Origin of the sequence: Frigoribacterium faeni (assembly GCF_007988805.1) — a bacterium.
Taxonomy (GTDB): Bacteria; Actinomycetota; Actinomycetes; order Actinomycetales; family Microbacteriaceae; genus Frigoribacterium; species Frigoribacterium faeni.
This window is the reverse complement of the sequence record NZ_BJUV01000005.1, coordinates 1-15,328: the sequence shown is the minus strand read 5'-3', so window position 1 is coordinate 15,328 and position 15,328 is coordinate 1. Positions and strand designations below refer to the sequence as shown.

At 73.7% G+C, this 15,328-nt stretch carries 15 protein-coding genes and 1 other RNA gene; 6 read left to right on the top strand and 10 right to left on the bottom strand.

Going from position 1 to position 15,328, the window contains the following annotated elements:
- Positions 1 to 59: 59 nt before the first annotated feature.
- Together map and ppgK are read left to right on the top strand one after the other, a co-directional pair.
- Positions 60 to 923, top strand: a complete 864-nt coding sequence (map, locus tag FFA01_RS03495; RefSeq protein WP_146853053.1) for a type I methionyl aminopeptidase — start codon at positions 60 to 62, stop codon at positions 921 to 923.
- 34 nt (positions 924 to 957) lie between these two features.
- A complete protein-coding gene (ppgK, locus tag FFA01_RS03490) occupies positions 958 to 1,719 on the top strand; it encodes a polyphosphate--glucose phosphotransferase (protein WP_146853051.1) in 762 nt (253 codons plus the stop codon).
- A 250-nt stretch (positions 1,720 to 1,969) separates the two neighbouring features.
- On the opposite strand, the gene rnpB is transcribed toward ppgK, so the two are convergent.
- The 7 genes from rnpB to FFA01_RS03455 form a co-directional block, all read right to left on the bottom strand.
- Positions 1,970 to 2,351, bottom strand: an RNA gene (rnpB, locus tag FFA01_RS03485) — RNase P RNA component class A.
- A 72-nt stretch (positions 2,352 to 2,423) separates the two neighbouring features.
- Positions 2,424 to 3,164: a zinc ribbon domain-containing protein gene (locus FFA01_RS03480; RefSeq protein WP_244289680.1), complete on the bottom strand. Its 741-nt coding sequence runs from the start codon at positions 3,162 to 3,164 to the stop codon at positions 2,424 to 2,426.
- A 79-nt stretch (positions 3,165 to 3,243) separates the two neighbouring features.
- Positions 3,244 to 4,059, bottom strand: a complete 816-nt coding sequence (locus FFA01_RS03475; protein WP_146853049.1) for a Nif3-like dinuclear metal center hexameric protein — start codon at positions 4,057 to 4,059, stop codon at positions 3,244 to 3,246.
- Positions 4,060 to 4,068: 9 nt separating this feature from the next.
- Entirely contained in the window at positions 4,069 to 5,478 is a 1,410-nt protein-coding gene (locus FFA01_RS03470) for a hypothetical protein (RefSeq protein WP_146853047.1), read from the bottom strand.
- 143 nt (positions 5,479 to 5,621) lie between these two features.
- Complete coding sequence (locus FFA01_RS03465) at positions 5,622 to 6,299, bottom strand: alpha/beta hydrolase (RefSeq protein ID WP_146853045.1); 678 nt, start codon at positions 6,297 to 6,299, stop codon at positions 5,622 to 5,624.
- A 108-nt stretch (positions 6,300 to 6,407) separates the two neighbouring features.
- Positions 6,408 to 8,900: an ATP-binding cassette domain-containing protein gene (locus tag FFA01_RS03460; RefSeq protein WP_146853043.1), complete on the bottom strand. Its 2,493-nt coding sequence runs from the start codon at positions 8,898 to 8,900 to the stop codon at positions 6,408 to 6,410.
- 127 nt (positions 8,901 to 9,027) lie between these two features.
- On the bottom strand, positions 9,028 to 9,777 hold the full coding sequence (locus FFA01_RS03455; RefSeq protein ID WP_146853041.1) for an ABC transporter permease: 750 nt from the start codon (positions 9,775 to 9,777) through the stop codon (positions 9,028 to 9,030).
- Positions 9,778 to 9,978: 201 nt separating this feature from the next.
- Between FFA01_RS03455 and FFA01_RS03450 the strand changes: the two genes are divergently transcribed.
- Positions 9,979 to 10,998, top strand: coding sequence for a putative endonuclease domain-containing protein (locus FFA01_RS03450; protein ID WP_146853039.1), 1,020 nt, complete (start codon positions 9,979 to 9,981; stop codon positions 10,996 to 10,998).
- A 24-nt stretch (positions 10,999 to 11,022) separates the two neighbouring features.
- Here the strand turns inward: FFA01_RS03450 and FFA01_RS03445 are convergent, their stop codons facing one another.
- The 3 genes from FFA01_RS03445 to FFA01_RS03435 form a co-directional block, all read right to left on the bottom strand.
- The gene (locus tag FFA01_RS03445) at positions 11,023 to 11,625 is read right to left on the bottom strand and encodes a GIY-YIG nuclease family protein (RefSeq protein ID WP_244289679.1); all 603 of its coding nucleotides are present in this window, start codon (positions 11,623 to 11,625) and stop codon (positions 11,023 to 11,025) included.
- A gap of 127 nt (positions 11,626 to 11,752) precedes the next feature.
- Entirely contained in the window at positions 11,753 to 11,986 is a 234-nt protein-coding gene (locus FFA01_RS03440; protein ID WP_146853037.1) for a PLDc N-terminal domain-containing protein, read from the bottom strand.
- Between the two features lie 65 nt (positions 11,987 to 12,051).
- Positions 12,052 to 12,798, bottom strand: coding sequence for an SDR family oxidoreductase (locus tag FFA01_RS03435; protein WP_146853035.1), 747 nt, complete (start codon positions 12,796 to 12,798; stop codon positions 12,052 to 12,054).
- A 125-nt stretch (positions 12,799 to 12,923) separates the two neighbouring features.
- On the opposite strand from FFA01_RS03435, the gene FFA01_RS03430 reads away from it, so the two are divergent.
- From FFA01_RS03430 to FFA01_RS03420, 3 genes are all read left to right on the top strand, one after another.
- Positions 12,924 to 13,763 (top strand): helix-turn-helix transcriptional regulator, encoded by an 840-nt coding sequence (locus FFA01_RS03430; RefSeq protein ID WP_146853033.1) that lies wholly within the window; start codon positions 12,924 to 12,926, stop codon positions 13,761 to 13,763.
- 61 nt (positions 13,764 to 13,824) lie between these two features.
- On the top strand, positions 13,825 to 14,847 hold the full coding sequence (locus tag FFA01_RS03425; protein ID WP_146853030.1) for a Gfo/Idh/MocA family protein: 1,023 nt from the start codon (positions 13,825 to 13,827) through the stop codon (positions 14,845 to 14,847).
- Between the two features lie 91 nt (positions 14,848 to 14,938).
- On the top strand, positions 14,939 to 15,328 hold a 390-nt coding region (locus FFA01_RS03420), incomplete at its 3' end, for a Pr6Pr family membrane protein (protein WP_167627275.1).

Below are 15,328 nucleotides of genomic sequence, written 5' to 3'. Positions count from 1 at the left end.
GGCGATGGTCAGCTGGCCGCGGGCGCCCGGCGGGCGACGCTCCCCCTAAGCTGGACCGCATGCCCCGGGACACCCACGGAATCCTGACCCCCGGCCGGATCTCAGCGCAGCGTCCGGTCCCGGCGTCCATCCCCCGCCCCGAATACGTCGGCAAGGCCGCTCCCGCTCCCTACACCGGCGGCGACGTCTACGACTCCGCGACGATCGAGCTGATCCGCGAGAGCGGCCGGATCGCCTCGCGCGCCATCGACGCGGTGGAGGCGGCCCTCCGTCCGGGAGTCACGACCGACGAGCTCGACCGGGTCGCGCACGAGTACCTCGTCGCCCACGACGCCTACCCGTCGACCCTCGGCTACCGCGGGTTCCCGAAGTCGGTCTGCACCTCGGTCAACGAGGTGATCTGCCACGGGATCCCCGACGACACCGAGCTCGTCGACGGCGACCTGATCAACATCGACATCACCGCGTTCGCGAACGGCGTCCACGGCGATCTGAACCGCACGTTCGTCGTCGGCGAGGGGTCGACCGAGACGCACGATCTCGTCGACCGCACGCGCGAGGCGCTCCGCAGGGGCATCAAGGCGGTGGCCCCGGGCCGCGAGGTCAACGTGATCGGCCGGGCGATCGAGTCGTACGCGAAGCGGTTCGGCTACGGCGTCGTCCGCGACTACACGGGGCACGGCGTCGGTCGCGCGTTCCACTCGGGGCTCATCATCCCCCACTACGACGCTCCGCAGTACGACGACGTCATCGAGGTCGGCATGGTGTTCACCATCGAACCCATGCTCACGCTCGGCGGGATCGAGGCCGACATCTGGTCCGACGGGTGGACCGTCACCACCCGTGACAAGAGCCGCACCGCGCAGTTCGAGCACACCCTCGTCGTCACCGAACGCGGTGCCGACATCCTGACCCTGAGCTGACGCTCACCACGCGACCCCAAGGAAGGATGCACCCATGGCACAGAAGGCAGTGGGCATCGACATCGGCGGCACCGGCATCAAGGGGGCGATCGTCGACCTCGAGACCGGCGAGCTGCTCACCGACCGGCTCAAGAAGAGCACCCCGGAGGGCGGCGAGCCCGACGACATCGTGGCGGTGGTCAAGCAGATCGTGGACGAGCTCGGCATCGACGACGACACCATGCCCGTGGGAGTCTGCTTCCCCGCCGCCATCATGGACGGCAAGACCCTCTCGGCCGCGAACGTCTCGAAGAAGTGGATCGGGTTCGAGGCCGAGAAGCTGTTCGAGACCACGCTCGGCCGCGACATCCACTTCGTCAACGACGCCGACGCCGCCGGCTACGCCGAGACCCGCTTCGGCGCCGCGAAGGGCGTCGACGGACTCGTCATCATGACGACCCTCGGCACGGGCATCGGCACGGCGCTGATCAACGACGGCGTGCTCATCGTGAACGCCGAGCTCGGCCACCTCGAGATCGGCGGCAAGGACTACGAGACCAAGGCCTCGTACGCGGCCAAGGAGCGCGACGACCTCAGCTGGAAGCACTGGGCGAAGCGGCTGCAGAAGTACTACTCGCACCTCGAGGCGCTGCTCTACCCGCGCCTGATCATCGTCGGCGGCGGCGTCTCGAAGCACCACGCCGAGTTCCTGCCGCTCCTCGACCTCCGGGCCGAGATCGTCCCGGCGACGCTGCGGAACAACGCGGGGATCATGGGCGCCGCCGCCCTCGCCGCGTCGTCGAACCCGGCGGTCTGACCCGACCCGCGCCTCCCGACCCGCGCCTCCCGGGGTGTGCACATCGCGACCGCCCGAGGTCGACACGCCGCTCACATCCACGGGGAGGCGGCGTGTCGCGGGCCTCGGGTCGGGTTCGGCACACGAGACACCGGCGGACCGGTCGCGATCGGCACACGTCGGGTCCCCGACAGCACGGGCAGCCGGACCGGACGTGACGATGCCCTGCTGCAGGAGGCGCGCCTCCGGCAGCAGGGCATGTCACGTGGGGCGAATGGGCCGGCTGCTACGCCGGGTTCTGTCTCGATGCTCGCGCACCGTGGACGGCCATCTCTCTCGGAACTACGTTGCCGCAGCTCTCTAGCGGTCTACCCGAGGACTCGGCGAGCAACCTCGACGCCCTCTGTCTGACCTTGCTCCGGGCGAGGTTTACCTAGCCGGTCGGTCACCCGAACCGCTGGTGGTCTCTTACACCACCGTTTCACCCTTACCCCGGCCGTGCCTCGCGGCGACGACCGTGGCGGTCTTCTCTCTGTTGCACTGTCTCGCGGGTTGCCCCGGGTGGGTGTTACCCACCGCCCTGCTCTGTGGAGCCCGGACGTTCCTCGGCGGCCCGGGCGGACCCGTGCCGACGCGACCGTCTTGCCGACCCATTCGCGCTCCCCAGCCTACCGGCGGACGCCGGGCGCCGCGTCACGGGCCCGGCGTCGAGTCGGAGCGTCGGGTCAGATGCCCGATTCGTAGGTGCGGACGAGCACGGCGTTGCTGTCGGGGCAGAGGACGACGTCGTAGGCCGACGCGGCCCGGACGGCGGCCAGGTCGCTGCCCGTGAGGGTGACGCCGCTGGCGCTCGAGACGCCGCCGCGCAGCAGGGACGCCCCGATGCCGTAGCGCTCGCGCTGACGCTCGTAGAGGGCGAGGAGGTCGGCGGGGACGCGGGCCGCGATCGTGGCCCGGTCCGCGGCGACCTGGGCCCGTTCGAGCTCGAGGCCGGCCAGCGACTCGTCGCGCGAGGACGTCGCCTGTTCGCGTCGATCGTCGATCTGGTCGAGCTCGCTCTGCGTCAGACGGACGACGGCGCCGAGGCTCTCGACCCGCTCCATGACGTCGATCTGCATGTCCTCGAGGTCGGAGGTGCGCTTGGCCAGGGCCGTGAGCTCCCCCTCGAGCGCCTGGACGTCCTTCACCGACGACGTCGCCGCCAGCCGCTGCTGGTCGCGGGCCACGCGGGCCTCGACGACGGCGACGTCGGACTCGATCCGGGCGAGCTCGGCCGCCGCGTCCTCGTAGGCGCCCTGCTCGGAGGCGAGCCGGCCCCGCAGGCGGGCGGCGTCGCCGTCGATGGTCGCGAGCACCGCGATCTCGGGGAGGTTGCGGGCCTTGTGGGCGAGCTGCTGCAGGGTCGTGTCGAGCTTCTGGAGGTCGAGCAGCAGGGCCTGGTCGTCGGGGCTGGCGGTCAACGGCATTCGTGGCCTTCTTCGTGTCGGTGCGGTTGTTCGGAGAGGGGAGGGCCGAGGAGGCGCGATCCCCTCGGATGGTCGGGTGTCACTGGACGACGGTGAAGTCCCAGGGGTCGGTCCGGAGATCGCTCAGCGTGACCTCTATGTCGTCGAGGGCCTCGCGGAGCTGGGCCGCCGCCGTGTCGAGCCAGAGCCATTCGCTCGCCCAGTGCGAGACGTCGATCAGGGCGGGTCCTCGACCGAGCAGCATGAGCTCCCGGGCGTCGGAGGCGGGGTGGTGGCGGAGGTCGCTCGTGAGGTACACGTCGGCCGCCCGCACGGCGGGGTCGTCGAGCAGCGAGTCGCCGGCGCCGGCGCAGAGCGCCACCGTCTCGACGCGACGGTCGGCCTGCCCGGCCACCCGGATGCCGGACGCCGTGGGCGGGAGGATGTCTCGCAGCTGGGTCGCCAGCGCCACGAGCGAGACCGGTTCGGGCAGGCGGCCCACGATGCCGAGGCCGGTCGTCGGCGTCCGCCCGGGCGTGATCGGCCGTTGGTCGACGAGCCCGAGCTGGTGGGCGAGCACGCGGGAGGTGCCGGTCTCGACGACGTCGGCGTTGGTGTGAGCCGCCACGAGGGCGCAGTCGCCGCGCACGAGACGGGCGATCAGCGCGCCCTTGGTGGTGTCCTCGGAGACCGTGGTGACGCCGCGGAAGAGCATCGGATGGTGCACGAGCAGGAGGTCGGCACCCAGACCGACGGCCTCGTCCACGGTGTCGAGCACGGCGTCGACAGCCAGGTGGAGGTGCCGGACCGGGCGTTCGGGGTCACCCACGACCAGGCCCGGGGAATCCCACGACTCGGCGCCGGAGAGGGGCCAGAGACGTTCGACGACGGAGGTGACGGAGGCGAGGGTGGACACCTCGACAGCCTAGTCGCGAGCGGAGGAGCGGACCCCGGTGACGAGAACGGCCACGACGAACGCCACGACGGCCGAGGCGACGAGCGCCAGAGGGACGGCGACGCCCGAGCCGAGGCCGGACGCGCCCACCGACGCGGCGAGATAGCCCTGCCAGCCGAGGGCGGCGACCACGGGCGACAGGATCCCGAAGCCCGCGCCGGAGGCGACGACGACCGCGGCCACGACGGCGCTCGGGCCACGGCGGTCGAGCACGGTCGACGGGGAGGTCGCGCGCCGGACCGAGACCGCCACGAGGGCGCCGGTGCCGGCGAGCCCGCCCAGGAGGGGGACGGCGAGCGTCGCCACGACGGCCGTGGCCAGGGACTCGCCGTCGACGCCGGCGAGGACGAGGGCGGCGACGACCACGGCGAGGGACGCGCCCACGACGAGGCGGACGGGCAGGGTGGTCCGAGCGAGGACGCCGGCGAGGCCGGACGCCTCGTGGCCGGACGCCTCGTGGCCGGACGCCTCGTGGTCGGACGCCTCGTGGCCTTGGGGGGCGACGCCCGTGGACGAGGGGGTCTCGTCGACGGGAGCCGGCGGGGCCTGCCCGGCGACCGTCGGCCCCCGGAGGGCCGCCGCGGGCTCGGCGCCGTCGATCGTCGCCGCGTCGACGACGACCGGACCGGAGCCCGTCCGCTCGATCTCGGCCTGGCGGGCGGACTCGCGCCGGAGCGCCAGGTCGGCGGCGACCTCCTCGGGCGTGACGATCGGGATCAGGTTGGTGTCGGAGTCGTCGAGGTCGTCGGGACTCGCGGCGGTCTGCGTCGTGTGGGTGATCGGCAGCGCGCCGACGACGTCGATGACCCCGGTGAATCGGAGTCGGGTCCGGGCGAGGACCTGGGCGGCCTCGTCGGTGCCGACCCGGCTGATCTCGTTCTCCCAGCGGGCGAAGCGAGCGGCCTCGGCCCGCCGGGCCAGCATCTGGGCCTGCACGACGGCCATGAGATCGACCGTCGCCGTGTCGTCGAACCTCTCGCCGACGAGGCGGGCCAGCACGTCGTCGTCGAGCGTGACCCGCTCGGGCGGCTGCGGGAGGTCGGGAGCGACCGGCACGGCGAAGACGGGCAGGGTGATGGCCGAGGTGTCGACGGAGTGACGGGGGACGCTGAGCGGCCGGACGTCGGTGACCTCGTTGGCGACGACCTCCGCTGCGGGGACGTCGGCACGGTGGGACGGGACCGAGGAGGGGCGCGGCGCGAGGCTGGGGCGTGCCTCCGGGGCGAGGATCTGTGACACGGGGTGGTGCTCCTGCTGGGTCGGCGCCGCGGAGGGCGCCGGGGTCGGGGTCGGCTCGACGAACGTCGAGCGGAACCGGTTCACGGGGAACTCGGCGGGCGCGTCGGCGTCCGTCCGCAAGAGGTCCGTGTCGTCGGTCATGCGTGGATGGTACGTCCCGGCGACGCCCGGACGAGGGCGGCTCGCCGGGCCGACCGGGACAAAACCCGATCTCGATGCCGGATCGGGGGTCGATGGCGCCCGCCGCCGTCCTCGCACCCCGGGGGCCTGGGTCGCGCCGGCGCTCAGGTCTCGCGCGGCGGACGGGTCGCGAAGGCGTCGACGACGACGGGGCCGTCGCTCCGTTGCCGCTCGAGGAACAGCACGAGCGACGCGGTGACGGTCCTCGCGTGCACGCCCGTCACGACGTCGTGCCCGCCGTGCTGCACGATGCGGACGGCTCCGCGCGGCAGGTCCGAGGCCCAGCCGACCGCGTCGGCGACGTCGGTGACCTCGTCGCCGTCGCCGTGGAACACCAGGCTCGGCAGGGTCAGGGCCCGGGCCGGAGGCAGCCGCAGGCCCGACGGCAGAGCCGGGGTGCCGGACGACTCGGAGGGCGGGTCGCCGAAGGGACGGCCCATCGCATGGGGCGCGCTGCGCCGCGACCGCACCGTCACGAGTCCGGCGAGGACGACGGCGTCGAGCCCCGCCGGGAACTCCGCCGCCACCGAGGCCGCCAGGGTGGCGCCGACGTCGGATCCGAGCAGGACCCGCGGAGACGGCAGCCCCGGGTCGCCGAGCAGCCGGCGGACGCCGGCCCGGACCGCGCCCACGTCGACGGTCACGTCGTCGAAGAGCTCGACCCGGTAGCCGTCGAGCACGAGGCGCTCCGTGAGAGGGCCGAAGTCGTCGATGCGCTCGCCCTGGCCCGCGAGCACGACGACCGTGCCGCGGACCTCGATCTCCGACGGGATGCTGACCATCACCCCACGATGCCGCGACGAGGCCCGACCGCGCGGAGCATGTCGCCGCGGGTCGAACCGTGACCGATTGTGACGCGCGACGGCGCCGACGAGCCGAGGAGGCGCGGGTCAGCCGGCCAGCGCCGCCGCGAGATACGGGGCGGTGCGGCTGCCCGGCGCCTCCGCCACCTGCTCGGGCGTGCCGACGGCCACGACCCGGCCTCCCGCGTCTCCCCCGGCGGGGCCCATGTCGATCACGTGGTCGGACGCCGCCACGACGCCCATGTGGTGCTCGACCACCACGACGGTGTTGTCCGCGTCGACGAGTCGCTGCAGCTGGGCCACGAGCAGCTCGACGTCGGCGGGGTGCAGCCCCGTGGTCGGCTCGTCGAGCAGGTAGAGGGTGTGTCCGGTCCGGGCGCGCTGCAGCTCGGTGGCCAGCTTGATGCGCTGCGCCTCGCCGCCCGAGAGCTCGGTGGCGGGCTGACCGAGGCGGAGGTAGCCGAGACCGACCTGCCGCAGCGTCTCGAGGGCCCGGGAGGCGAGGGTCACCTCGGAGAGGGACGTCGCCGCCTCGTCGACCGTCATCGCGAGCACGTCGGCGACGGTGACCCCGTGCCAGGTCACTTCGAGGGTCTCGTCGTTGTAGCGGCTGCCGTGGCACTCGGGGCAGGGAGCGTAGCTGCCGGGCAGGAAGAGCAGCTCGACGGAGACGAACCCCTCGCCCTGGCACACCTCGCAGCGCCCGCCGGCGACGTTGAACGAGAAGCGCCCGGCCGTGTAGCCGCGGGCCCGGGCCTCGTCCGTCGAGGCGAAGGCCGTGCGCACAGCGTCGAACAGGCCGGTGTAGGTCGCGAGGTTCGAGCGCGGCGTGCGGCCGATGGGCTTCTGGTCCACCTGGACGACCCGGTCGACCCGGTCGTGGTCGGTCGCGCGCTCGGCGAGCACGGCGCCGACCAGCGTGGACTTGCCCGACCCCGACACGCCCGTCACCGCCGTGAGCACGCCCAGGGGCACGTCGACGTCGACTCCCTCGAGGTTGTGCCGGGTGACGCCGCGCAGCTCGAGGGCGTCGACGGGCCGACGGCGGGCGGCGGGGTCGGCGCCGGTGGCGGGCGCGGGGTCGAGGAACCGGCGCGTGACCGACTCGGCGACCCCGGAGAGGCCCGCGACGGGCCCGCTGTAGAGCACCGCGCCTCCCTGGCTCCCGGCCCCCGGGCCCACGTCGACGACCCAGTCCGCGCGTCGGACGATGCCCATGTCGTGCTCGACGACGAAGACCGAGTTGCCGCTCGCCCGCAGCTGCTCGAGCACCACGACGAGCGGCTCGGCGTCGGCGGGGTGCAGGCCGGCGCTGGGCTCGTCGAGGACGTACACGACGCCGAAGAGACCCGATCGGAGCTGGGTCGCGATGCGGAGGCGCTGCATCTCGCCGGGCGACAGGGTGGGCGTGGCGCGGCCGAGGCTGAGGTAGCCGAGTCCGAGATCGTCGAGCACGGAGGTGCGCGCGAGGAGGTCGGCCGCGATCCGCACGGCGACCTCGGTGACCTCGCCCGACGAGGCGTCCGAGACCGCGGCCGTCGCGGAGGCGAGGGTCGCCGTCGGACGCAGCACCTCGCCCAGCTGCGCGATCGGCAGGGCGTTGAGCTCGGCGATGGTCCGGCCGGCGAAGGTCACGTCGAGGGCCGCGCGGGTCAGACCCGTGCCGCCGCAGAGGGAGCACGGGCCGCTCTCGACGTACTGGAGCACCTTGGTCCGCTGACTCTCGCTCTGCGAGTCGGCGAGCGTGTGCATCACGAAGGCGCGGGCGCTCCAGAACCGGCCCTTGTAGGGCTTGGCGACCCGGTCGCGCTGCGGGCGCACCTCGACGACGGGCTGCTCGTCGGTGAAGAGCAGCCAGTCGCGGTCGGCCCGGGGCAGGTCGCGCCAGGGACGGTCGATGTCGTGGCCGAGCACCGCGGTGACGTCGCGGAGGTTCTTGCCCTGCCAGGCTCCCGGCCACGCGGTGATCGCGCCCTCGCGGATCGTGAGCCGCGGGTCGTGCACGGCCGACGACTCGGTCACCTCGTGCGCGATGCCGAGTCCGTGACAGCGCGGGCAGGCTCCCGCGGCGGTGTTCGGCGAGAACGAGTCCGACTCGAGCCGTGCCGCTCCCGCGGGGTAGCTGCCGGCCCGCGAGTAGAGCATGCGCATCGAGTTCGAGAGCGTGGTCAGCGTGCCGACGGTGGAGCGCGAGCTGGGCGCACCCCGCCGCTGCTGCAGCGCGACGGCCGGCGGCAGGCCGGTGATCTCGTCGACGTGCGGGTTGCCTCCCTGGGCGATCAGCCGGCGGGCGTACGGGGCCACCGACTCGAAGAACCGGCGCTGAGCCTCGGCGAAGATCGTGCCGAACGCCAGCGACGACTTGCCCGACCCCGAGACTCCGGTGAACGCGACGATGCTGTCGCGCGGCACGTCGACGTCGACGTCGCGCAGGTTGTTCTCCCGCGCTCCGCGGACGCGCACGAAGCCACGGGCGCGGACGTCCGCGGGGCTCGACGCGGCTGCCGACTCGGGGGCGGAGTCGTGCCCGGGGCGGGGAGCGGCATCTGGTCTCTCGGCGTGAGGCTTCGTTCCGGGCATCCGGGCGATGGTAGGTGGTCCGGCGGGTCCGTGTCACCGACGGCGGATCGACTGAGGCCCGCCGCCGGTGCCGTCGACCCGCCGCCCGGAGTCGCTGATCGCGGCCCGTTCCCCCTGGAGGAGCGGGTCAGGTGAGCGGCGTCTGCTCCGTGGGCAGGGTGCGCGGCGCCCCGAACCGCCACGAGACGCCCGCGACGGCGAGGGCGCCGGCCGCCAGGATGCTCGCCAGCACGACGAGCTGGAACGCGGCGGCCTCGAGCGGAGACGCCCCGGCGAAGACCGCGCCGACGAATGCGCCGGGGAGCGTGACGATGCCCGTCGTGCGGGTCTGGTCCGTCGACGGCAGGATCGCGGACGAGGCCGACGCCCGCACGCTGCGACGGGCTGCGACCCGAGACGGCGCACCGAGCGCGAGCCAGCCCTCGATCTCTTCGCGGTCGCTCACCAGGGCGGCGCCGAGCAGCCTGCCCGAGAGGGTCACCACGGCCATGACGTTGCCGACGACGATGCCGGCCAGCGCGAGTACGAACCGGGGGCTCGCCTCGACCGCTCCCGTCCCGAGCGCCACGGCCACGGGGACCGCCGCGGCGGCGGCCACGACGACGATCACGAACGGCAGGAGGCGCCAGGCCAGCCCGAGACGGGACCGCACCGTCCACGACGCGGCCAGGACCATCGCGCCCAGGAACACGCCCACCCAGACGGGATCGCCGATGGCGCCCGCGAGGACGAGGCTCAGCAGACCGAGCTGCACGGTCGCGCGGACGATCGCCCAGGGCTGCAGCCAGGCCTGTTCGAGGCCCAGACCCCGGACGACGCCGAAGGTCAGACTCGCCAGCACGAGGACGGCGACGAGGGTGGGCAGGAGGGTCGTCACGCGTCGACGGTACCGGGACGGGAGCCGTGCCGACCGGGCGGCCGAGCGGCCGAGCGGCCGAGCGGCCGAGCGGCCGAGCGGCCGACGGCACGGTGCCACGGGGCGGTGCCTCGGGGCGCTCGGACGGGATGGTGCGTGCGACCCCGGGATCGGGCCCGCTCGCGACGAGGCGATGTCGGAGGTCGGTCGTACCGTGACCGCATGCCCGAGCCGATCGACCGCTGGTGGGCGCGACGTCAGACGTCGCGCGGCGTCGTCGTGCCCTACCCCGTCGGCACCTACCGACAGGCCTGGGCCTCGTTCCCGGTGCTCGTGCGCCAGTACCGGCCCGAGCACAACGGCGGCATCGTCCTCAGTCAGATCCCGCCCGCGGCGGACGTCTTCCTCTGCTGGCTGTGCGACGCCGGCCACCTGTTCGTCGCGACCCCCGACGAGCAGCGGCACCGGCCCGGCCGCGAGCGTCGGCGGTCGTCGTGGTGTCCCGACTGCAGCGAGTCGGCGAAGCCGCGTGCCCTGCCGATGCGGCCGGCGATGGCACCGGCGGCGGTCGTCCGCGCCCGGGCCGCGGAGCTCGCCCCCCGTGAGGCGCCGACCGTCCGGTCGGACGCGCAGGCCGCCCTGCGCCCACCGCCCGGCCCACGGCGGCCTCTCCCCCAGCCGGCCCGTTCTCAGCAGGCGCCGCCCCCGCCCGCTCCGCCCCCGCCGCCCCTCGTCCGGCGCCCGCGGAGCCCTAGGCCGACCCGCGACACCCGGCCGGTCTGCGGTCGGACGCCGACGGTGCCGACGGGGACCCCGTTCACCAGCGCCTGCGCGCCGAAGCCGGCCTCGGCGGTCGAGGCCAAGCTCCGCGCCCGTCTCGCCGAACGACTCGAGTTCGAGCCGGGCCTGAACGCCGTGCGCATCGCACGACCCTTCTTCGACCACCTCGAGGTCTGGCCCGACATCGTCCTGCCCGAGCTGCGGGTCGCGATCGAGTACGACTCGACCGGGCGTCACGGGCTCGAGCACGTCGGCGATCGCGAGACGTCCGACCGCCGCAAGGACGCGGCTCTCCGAGCCGCCGGCTGGGAGATCGTGCGCCTCCGCACAGGACGGCTCCCGCTGCTCGGACCGCACGACCTGCAGCTCTCCGGGCTGACGAGGCAGACCGTGCCGCGCCTCCTCGACGAGCTGCGAGCCATCCGCGGCCCCCTGTTCGTCGACGCCTACCTGCGCGACTGACGCGCCGGATCGGCCGGACCGCGTTCAGGCGCCGAGGGCCAGGGCCTCGCTGCGCCAGCGCGCGTACCGCTGCCACGGGTCGTCGACGCCGGCGGCGAGGGCCGACGTGTGGGCGTCGAGCTCGGCGCTCGCAGCGAACCACTCGGTGCGCCCGAACCGCCAGGCGCCGAACTGCTCGTGCCGCCGCCCCTCGACGCCGCGGTCGCCCCGCTCGAAGGCCAGCAGCTCGTGATGCCAGAGCCGTCCGAGCCGCTGCCGGGGGTTCGCCGTCGTGCCGATCTTGATTCGGTCGTCGAAGCGGATGTAGTAGACGACGTCGACCCGGGGAGGCGCGAGGTCGGCGTCGGGGACGTCGCCGAGCCGCCACTCGCAGACCGCGCACAGCCACCCCGACGGCCACCGCACCCCCAGCCGGGAGCCGCAGGCCGGGCAGGGCGTGGGCAGCAGATCCGTCAGGCCGTCCGGATGCTCCTCGCGCCCGGCGAGCCAGTCGGCGACGAGCGCCAGGTGGCGATCGCAGAGCAGCACGGGGGCGGACCCGGCCACGGCACCGGCGCACGGTGCGTCGCCGACGCGACCCGCGCCTCCTCGGCAGGTGTCGATCGTGGCCGTCTCGAGATCGTGCATGCTCGCACGCTAGACGCCACCACCGACGGTCGAACCGGCGGGACGGGGCCGTCGAGGGGGCGGGACGCGCCGTGCCGGCCCGCACGGCGCGGCAGGTCGAGACGCTCGGCGAGCGGGAGGGGCCGGGTCAGTCCTGCTCGTGATCGATGCGGAGCCCGAGCGGGTGGGGGCCGAGCAGCAGCCAGACGGCGCCGGCGCCGATCGGGAACAGCACGACCGCGACGGTCCACACGGTGCGTTCGAGGGGTGTCGTGTCGACGCGGCGACGCACCGCCCGCACGATGCTCACGACGATCGTCACGTAGACCGCGACCGCCACCACCGCGAGCACGACCGTGCCCCACTCACCCCAACCGCTCATGCCGCCAGCCTACGGGTGGCCCCGTCTCGCCCGCTGGTCGACCTCCACGGCGCGGACGCCGCCGCTCAGTGGCCGCCGCTCAGGACGGCCAGGACGTCGGCGTACCGCCCCTCGGCCTCGGCGTTCCGCAGGAACTTCACGCGTTCGACCAGGATCTCGTGGGCGTCGGGCTGTGACTCGAGCAGGGCCATCGTCTCGTCGAGGTACTCCTCCAGCGGCATGGCCGACGGATCGTCCTGCTGGCCGAGCAGGGTGGTCCGCACGGCCGGGGGCACGAGCTCGACCACCTGCACGCTCGTGCCGGCGAACTGCACCCGGACGCCCTCGCTCAGCGAGTGGATCGCCGCCTTCGTCGCGTTGTAGGTCGGCGTGATCGGCAGCGGCACGCTCGCCAGCCCCGAGGACACCGTGACGAACGCGGCCGACGGTCGGGACTGCAGGAACTCCGTCCAGGCCGCGAGCAGGCGGATCGGTCCGAGCAGGTTGGTCGTGACGATCGACTCGGCCGTCTCGAGGAAGCCCCCGGTCAGGACGTCCTCGGGCTGCATGATTCCGGCCATCGCGACGACGACGTTCGTCTCGGGCCAGCGCCGCTGGACCTCGGCCGACACCGCCACGACGGCGTCGGGATCGGTCGTGTCGAGGACGATCGACTCGATGCCCGGGTGATCGCGCACGATCTCGTCGAGCAGAGCGGCCCGTCGGCCCGCGACGACGACGGTGTTGCCGGCCGCCTGCAGTCGCAGGGCGAGACCCAGGCCGATGCCCGACGTGCCGCCGGGGATGAACACGGTGTTGCCGGTGATCTTCACGTGATGCTCCTTCGTAGGGGGTGGTGGTCCCACTCTGAACCGAGGAGGCGCGGGCCGGCAGAGTCCGCTCGTCCAGGGATCGGCGGTCCCTGGCCCGGCGGGTCCGCGGCTGACAGCATGGGGCGATGGACCGCGCCGAGCTCGCCGACTTCCTCCGCCACCGCCGCGAGGCGCTCCGGCCCTCCGACGTGGGCCTGCCCGAGGGCGAGCGCCGCCGCACCGCCGGTCTCCGCCGGGAGGAGGTCGCCGGGCTCGTCGGCATGTCGACGGACTACTACGCCCGCCTCGAGCAGCAGCGGGGGCCCCAGCCGTCCGAGCAGATGGTGATCGCCCTCACCCGGGGGCTGCGGCTGAGCCTCGACGAGCGCGATCACCTCTACCGCCTCACCGGCCACCACCCGCCGCGACGGTCCCGGGGCGGCGAGCACGTCAGCCCCGCCCTCATGCGGGTGCTCGACCGACTCGACGACACCCCGGCGCTGGTGCTCAGCGACCTGGCCGAGACCCTCGCCCAGAACCGCCTCGCGACCGCGCTGCTCGGCGACCAGACCCGTCACGAGGGGTGGGCCCGCAGCGCGTTCTACCGGTGGTTCACCGATCCGGCCGAGCGCGCCTCCTACCCGGTGGAGGATCACCCCCACCAGCTCGAGCTGCAGGCCTCCGGGCTGCGAGCCGCCCTGAGCATGGCCGGCGGCGGCGGCCGAGCCCGCGATCTGGTGGAGACGCTGCTGACGTCGAGCCCCGAGTTCGAGACCCTCTGGCGACGGCACGCCGTGCACCAGCGGTTCGACGACCGCAAGACGCTGGTGCACCCCGAGCTGGGCCGCATCGAGGTCGGCTGCCAGGCCCTGTTCACCGAGGACCAGTCGCAGACCCTGCTCGTGCTGACCGCGACGCCGGGCTCGCCCGACGCCGAGAAGCTGCGACTGCTCGGCGTGATCGGCACGCAGGAGTTCGCGGGCTGAGCGCTGTCGCCGCGACGGCCGCGGCATGATGGAGGCACGACGACGTGACCGAGGAGCCCGCATGACCAGCCTCATCTTCCCCACCGCCACCACCACCCCGTTGCGGGGCGGCCCGACGCTCCGGTGGGGCGTCATCGGCCCGGGAGAGATCGCCGGGGACTTCACCGACGCCCTGCACGCGCACACCGATCAGCGGGTCGTCGCGGTGGCGTCGCGCAGCCTCGACCGGGCCGAGGCCTTCGCCCGAGGGCACGGAGTCGACTCGGCCTTCGACAGCGCGGAGGCGATGGCGGCCTCCCCCGACGTGGACGTCGTCTACGTCGCCACGCCGCACACCCGGCACCTGCCGGACGCGCTGACCGCGATCGCCGCGGGGAAGCACGTCCTGATCGAGAAGCCGCTCGCGACCACGACCGCCGAGGCCGACGAGATCGCCGCCGCGGCCGAGAGCGCGGGGGTCCTCGCCATGGAGGCGCTCTGGACGCGCTACCTCCCGCACACCACCGTCATCGCGCAGCTGCTGGCCGACGGCGCGATCGGCGACGTCCGCCTGGCGACCGCCGACGTCGCCTGGGCCAACGACCTCTCGGCCCCCGGCCGCATGACCGACCCCGCCCTGGGCGGCGGGGCCCTGCTCGACATCGGCGTCTACGCCTTCTGGTTCACCCAGTTCGCCGCCGGTCACCCGGTCGAATGGCGGGCGACGGGGTCCACGCGCGCCGACGGGGTCGACCTCGACGCGGCCGTCGTGACGCGCACGGCCGACGGGGTGCTCGCTTCGGCGGCCACCAGCCTGCTCGCCACCTCGCCGGGCCTCGGGACGATCGCCGGATCCGCCGGCTCGATCCGGACGCTCGAGAACCTCGTGTTCCCCGCCTCGTTCGAGCTCGCCACCGCCGACGGCACAGCCGTCTGGAGCGACCCGACCGTGCCGGCCGGGCGCCGGGGTCTCGCCTACCAGGCCGCCGCGCTGTCGTCGTTCGTCGCTCAGGGCCTCCGCGACTCGCCCCTGCACTCGCTGGCGGACTCGCGGTCGCTGCTCGCGACGATCGAGGCGACCCGCGCCTCCCTGACCGTGGTCTGAGGCACCGCGGAGGCACAGTGGCGGCCCGGTCGTCGGCGGCATGTCGCGCGGGATCGACGGGGCGTCGACCCGTGCTCACTAGGCTGACCGGATGACGCGCGCTCAGCTGATGGTCCCCTACCGACTCGTCTTCGCCGCGATCGGACTCGTGGCCGTCGGCTACCAGTTCGGAGTGACGCTGACCAACGGCTACAGCGTCGTCAACTTCTTCTCGTACTTCACCAACATCAGCAACCTCGTCGCGGTCGTCGTCTTCGTCGTCGGGGCCGTCCGCACGCTGCGGAAGCGACCCGGCAGTCGCACCTGGGACGTCGTGCGGTTCGTCTCGGTCGTCGACATGGTGTTCGTCGGCCTGGTGTTCAACACGCTGCTGACCGGCGTCGGCGGGGGCGTCATCCCCTGGGTCAACGTGATCGTCCACATGCTGATGCCCGTGGCGGTGCTCGTCGAGTGGCTCGTGCTGCCCGTCGGACGCCGCCTG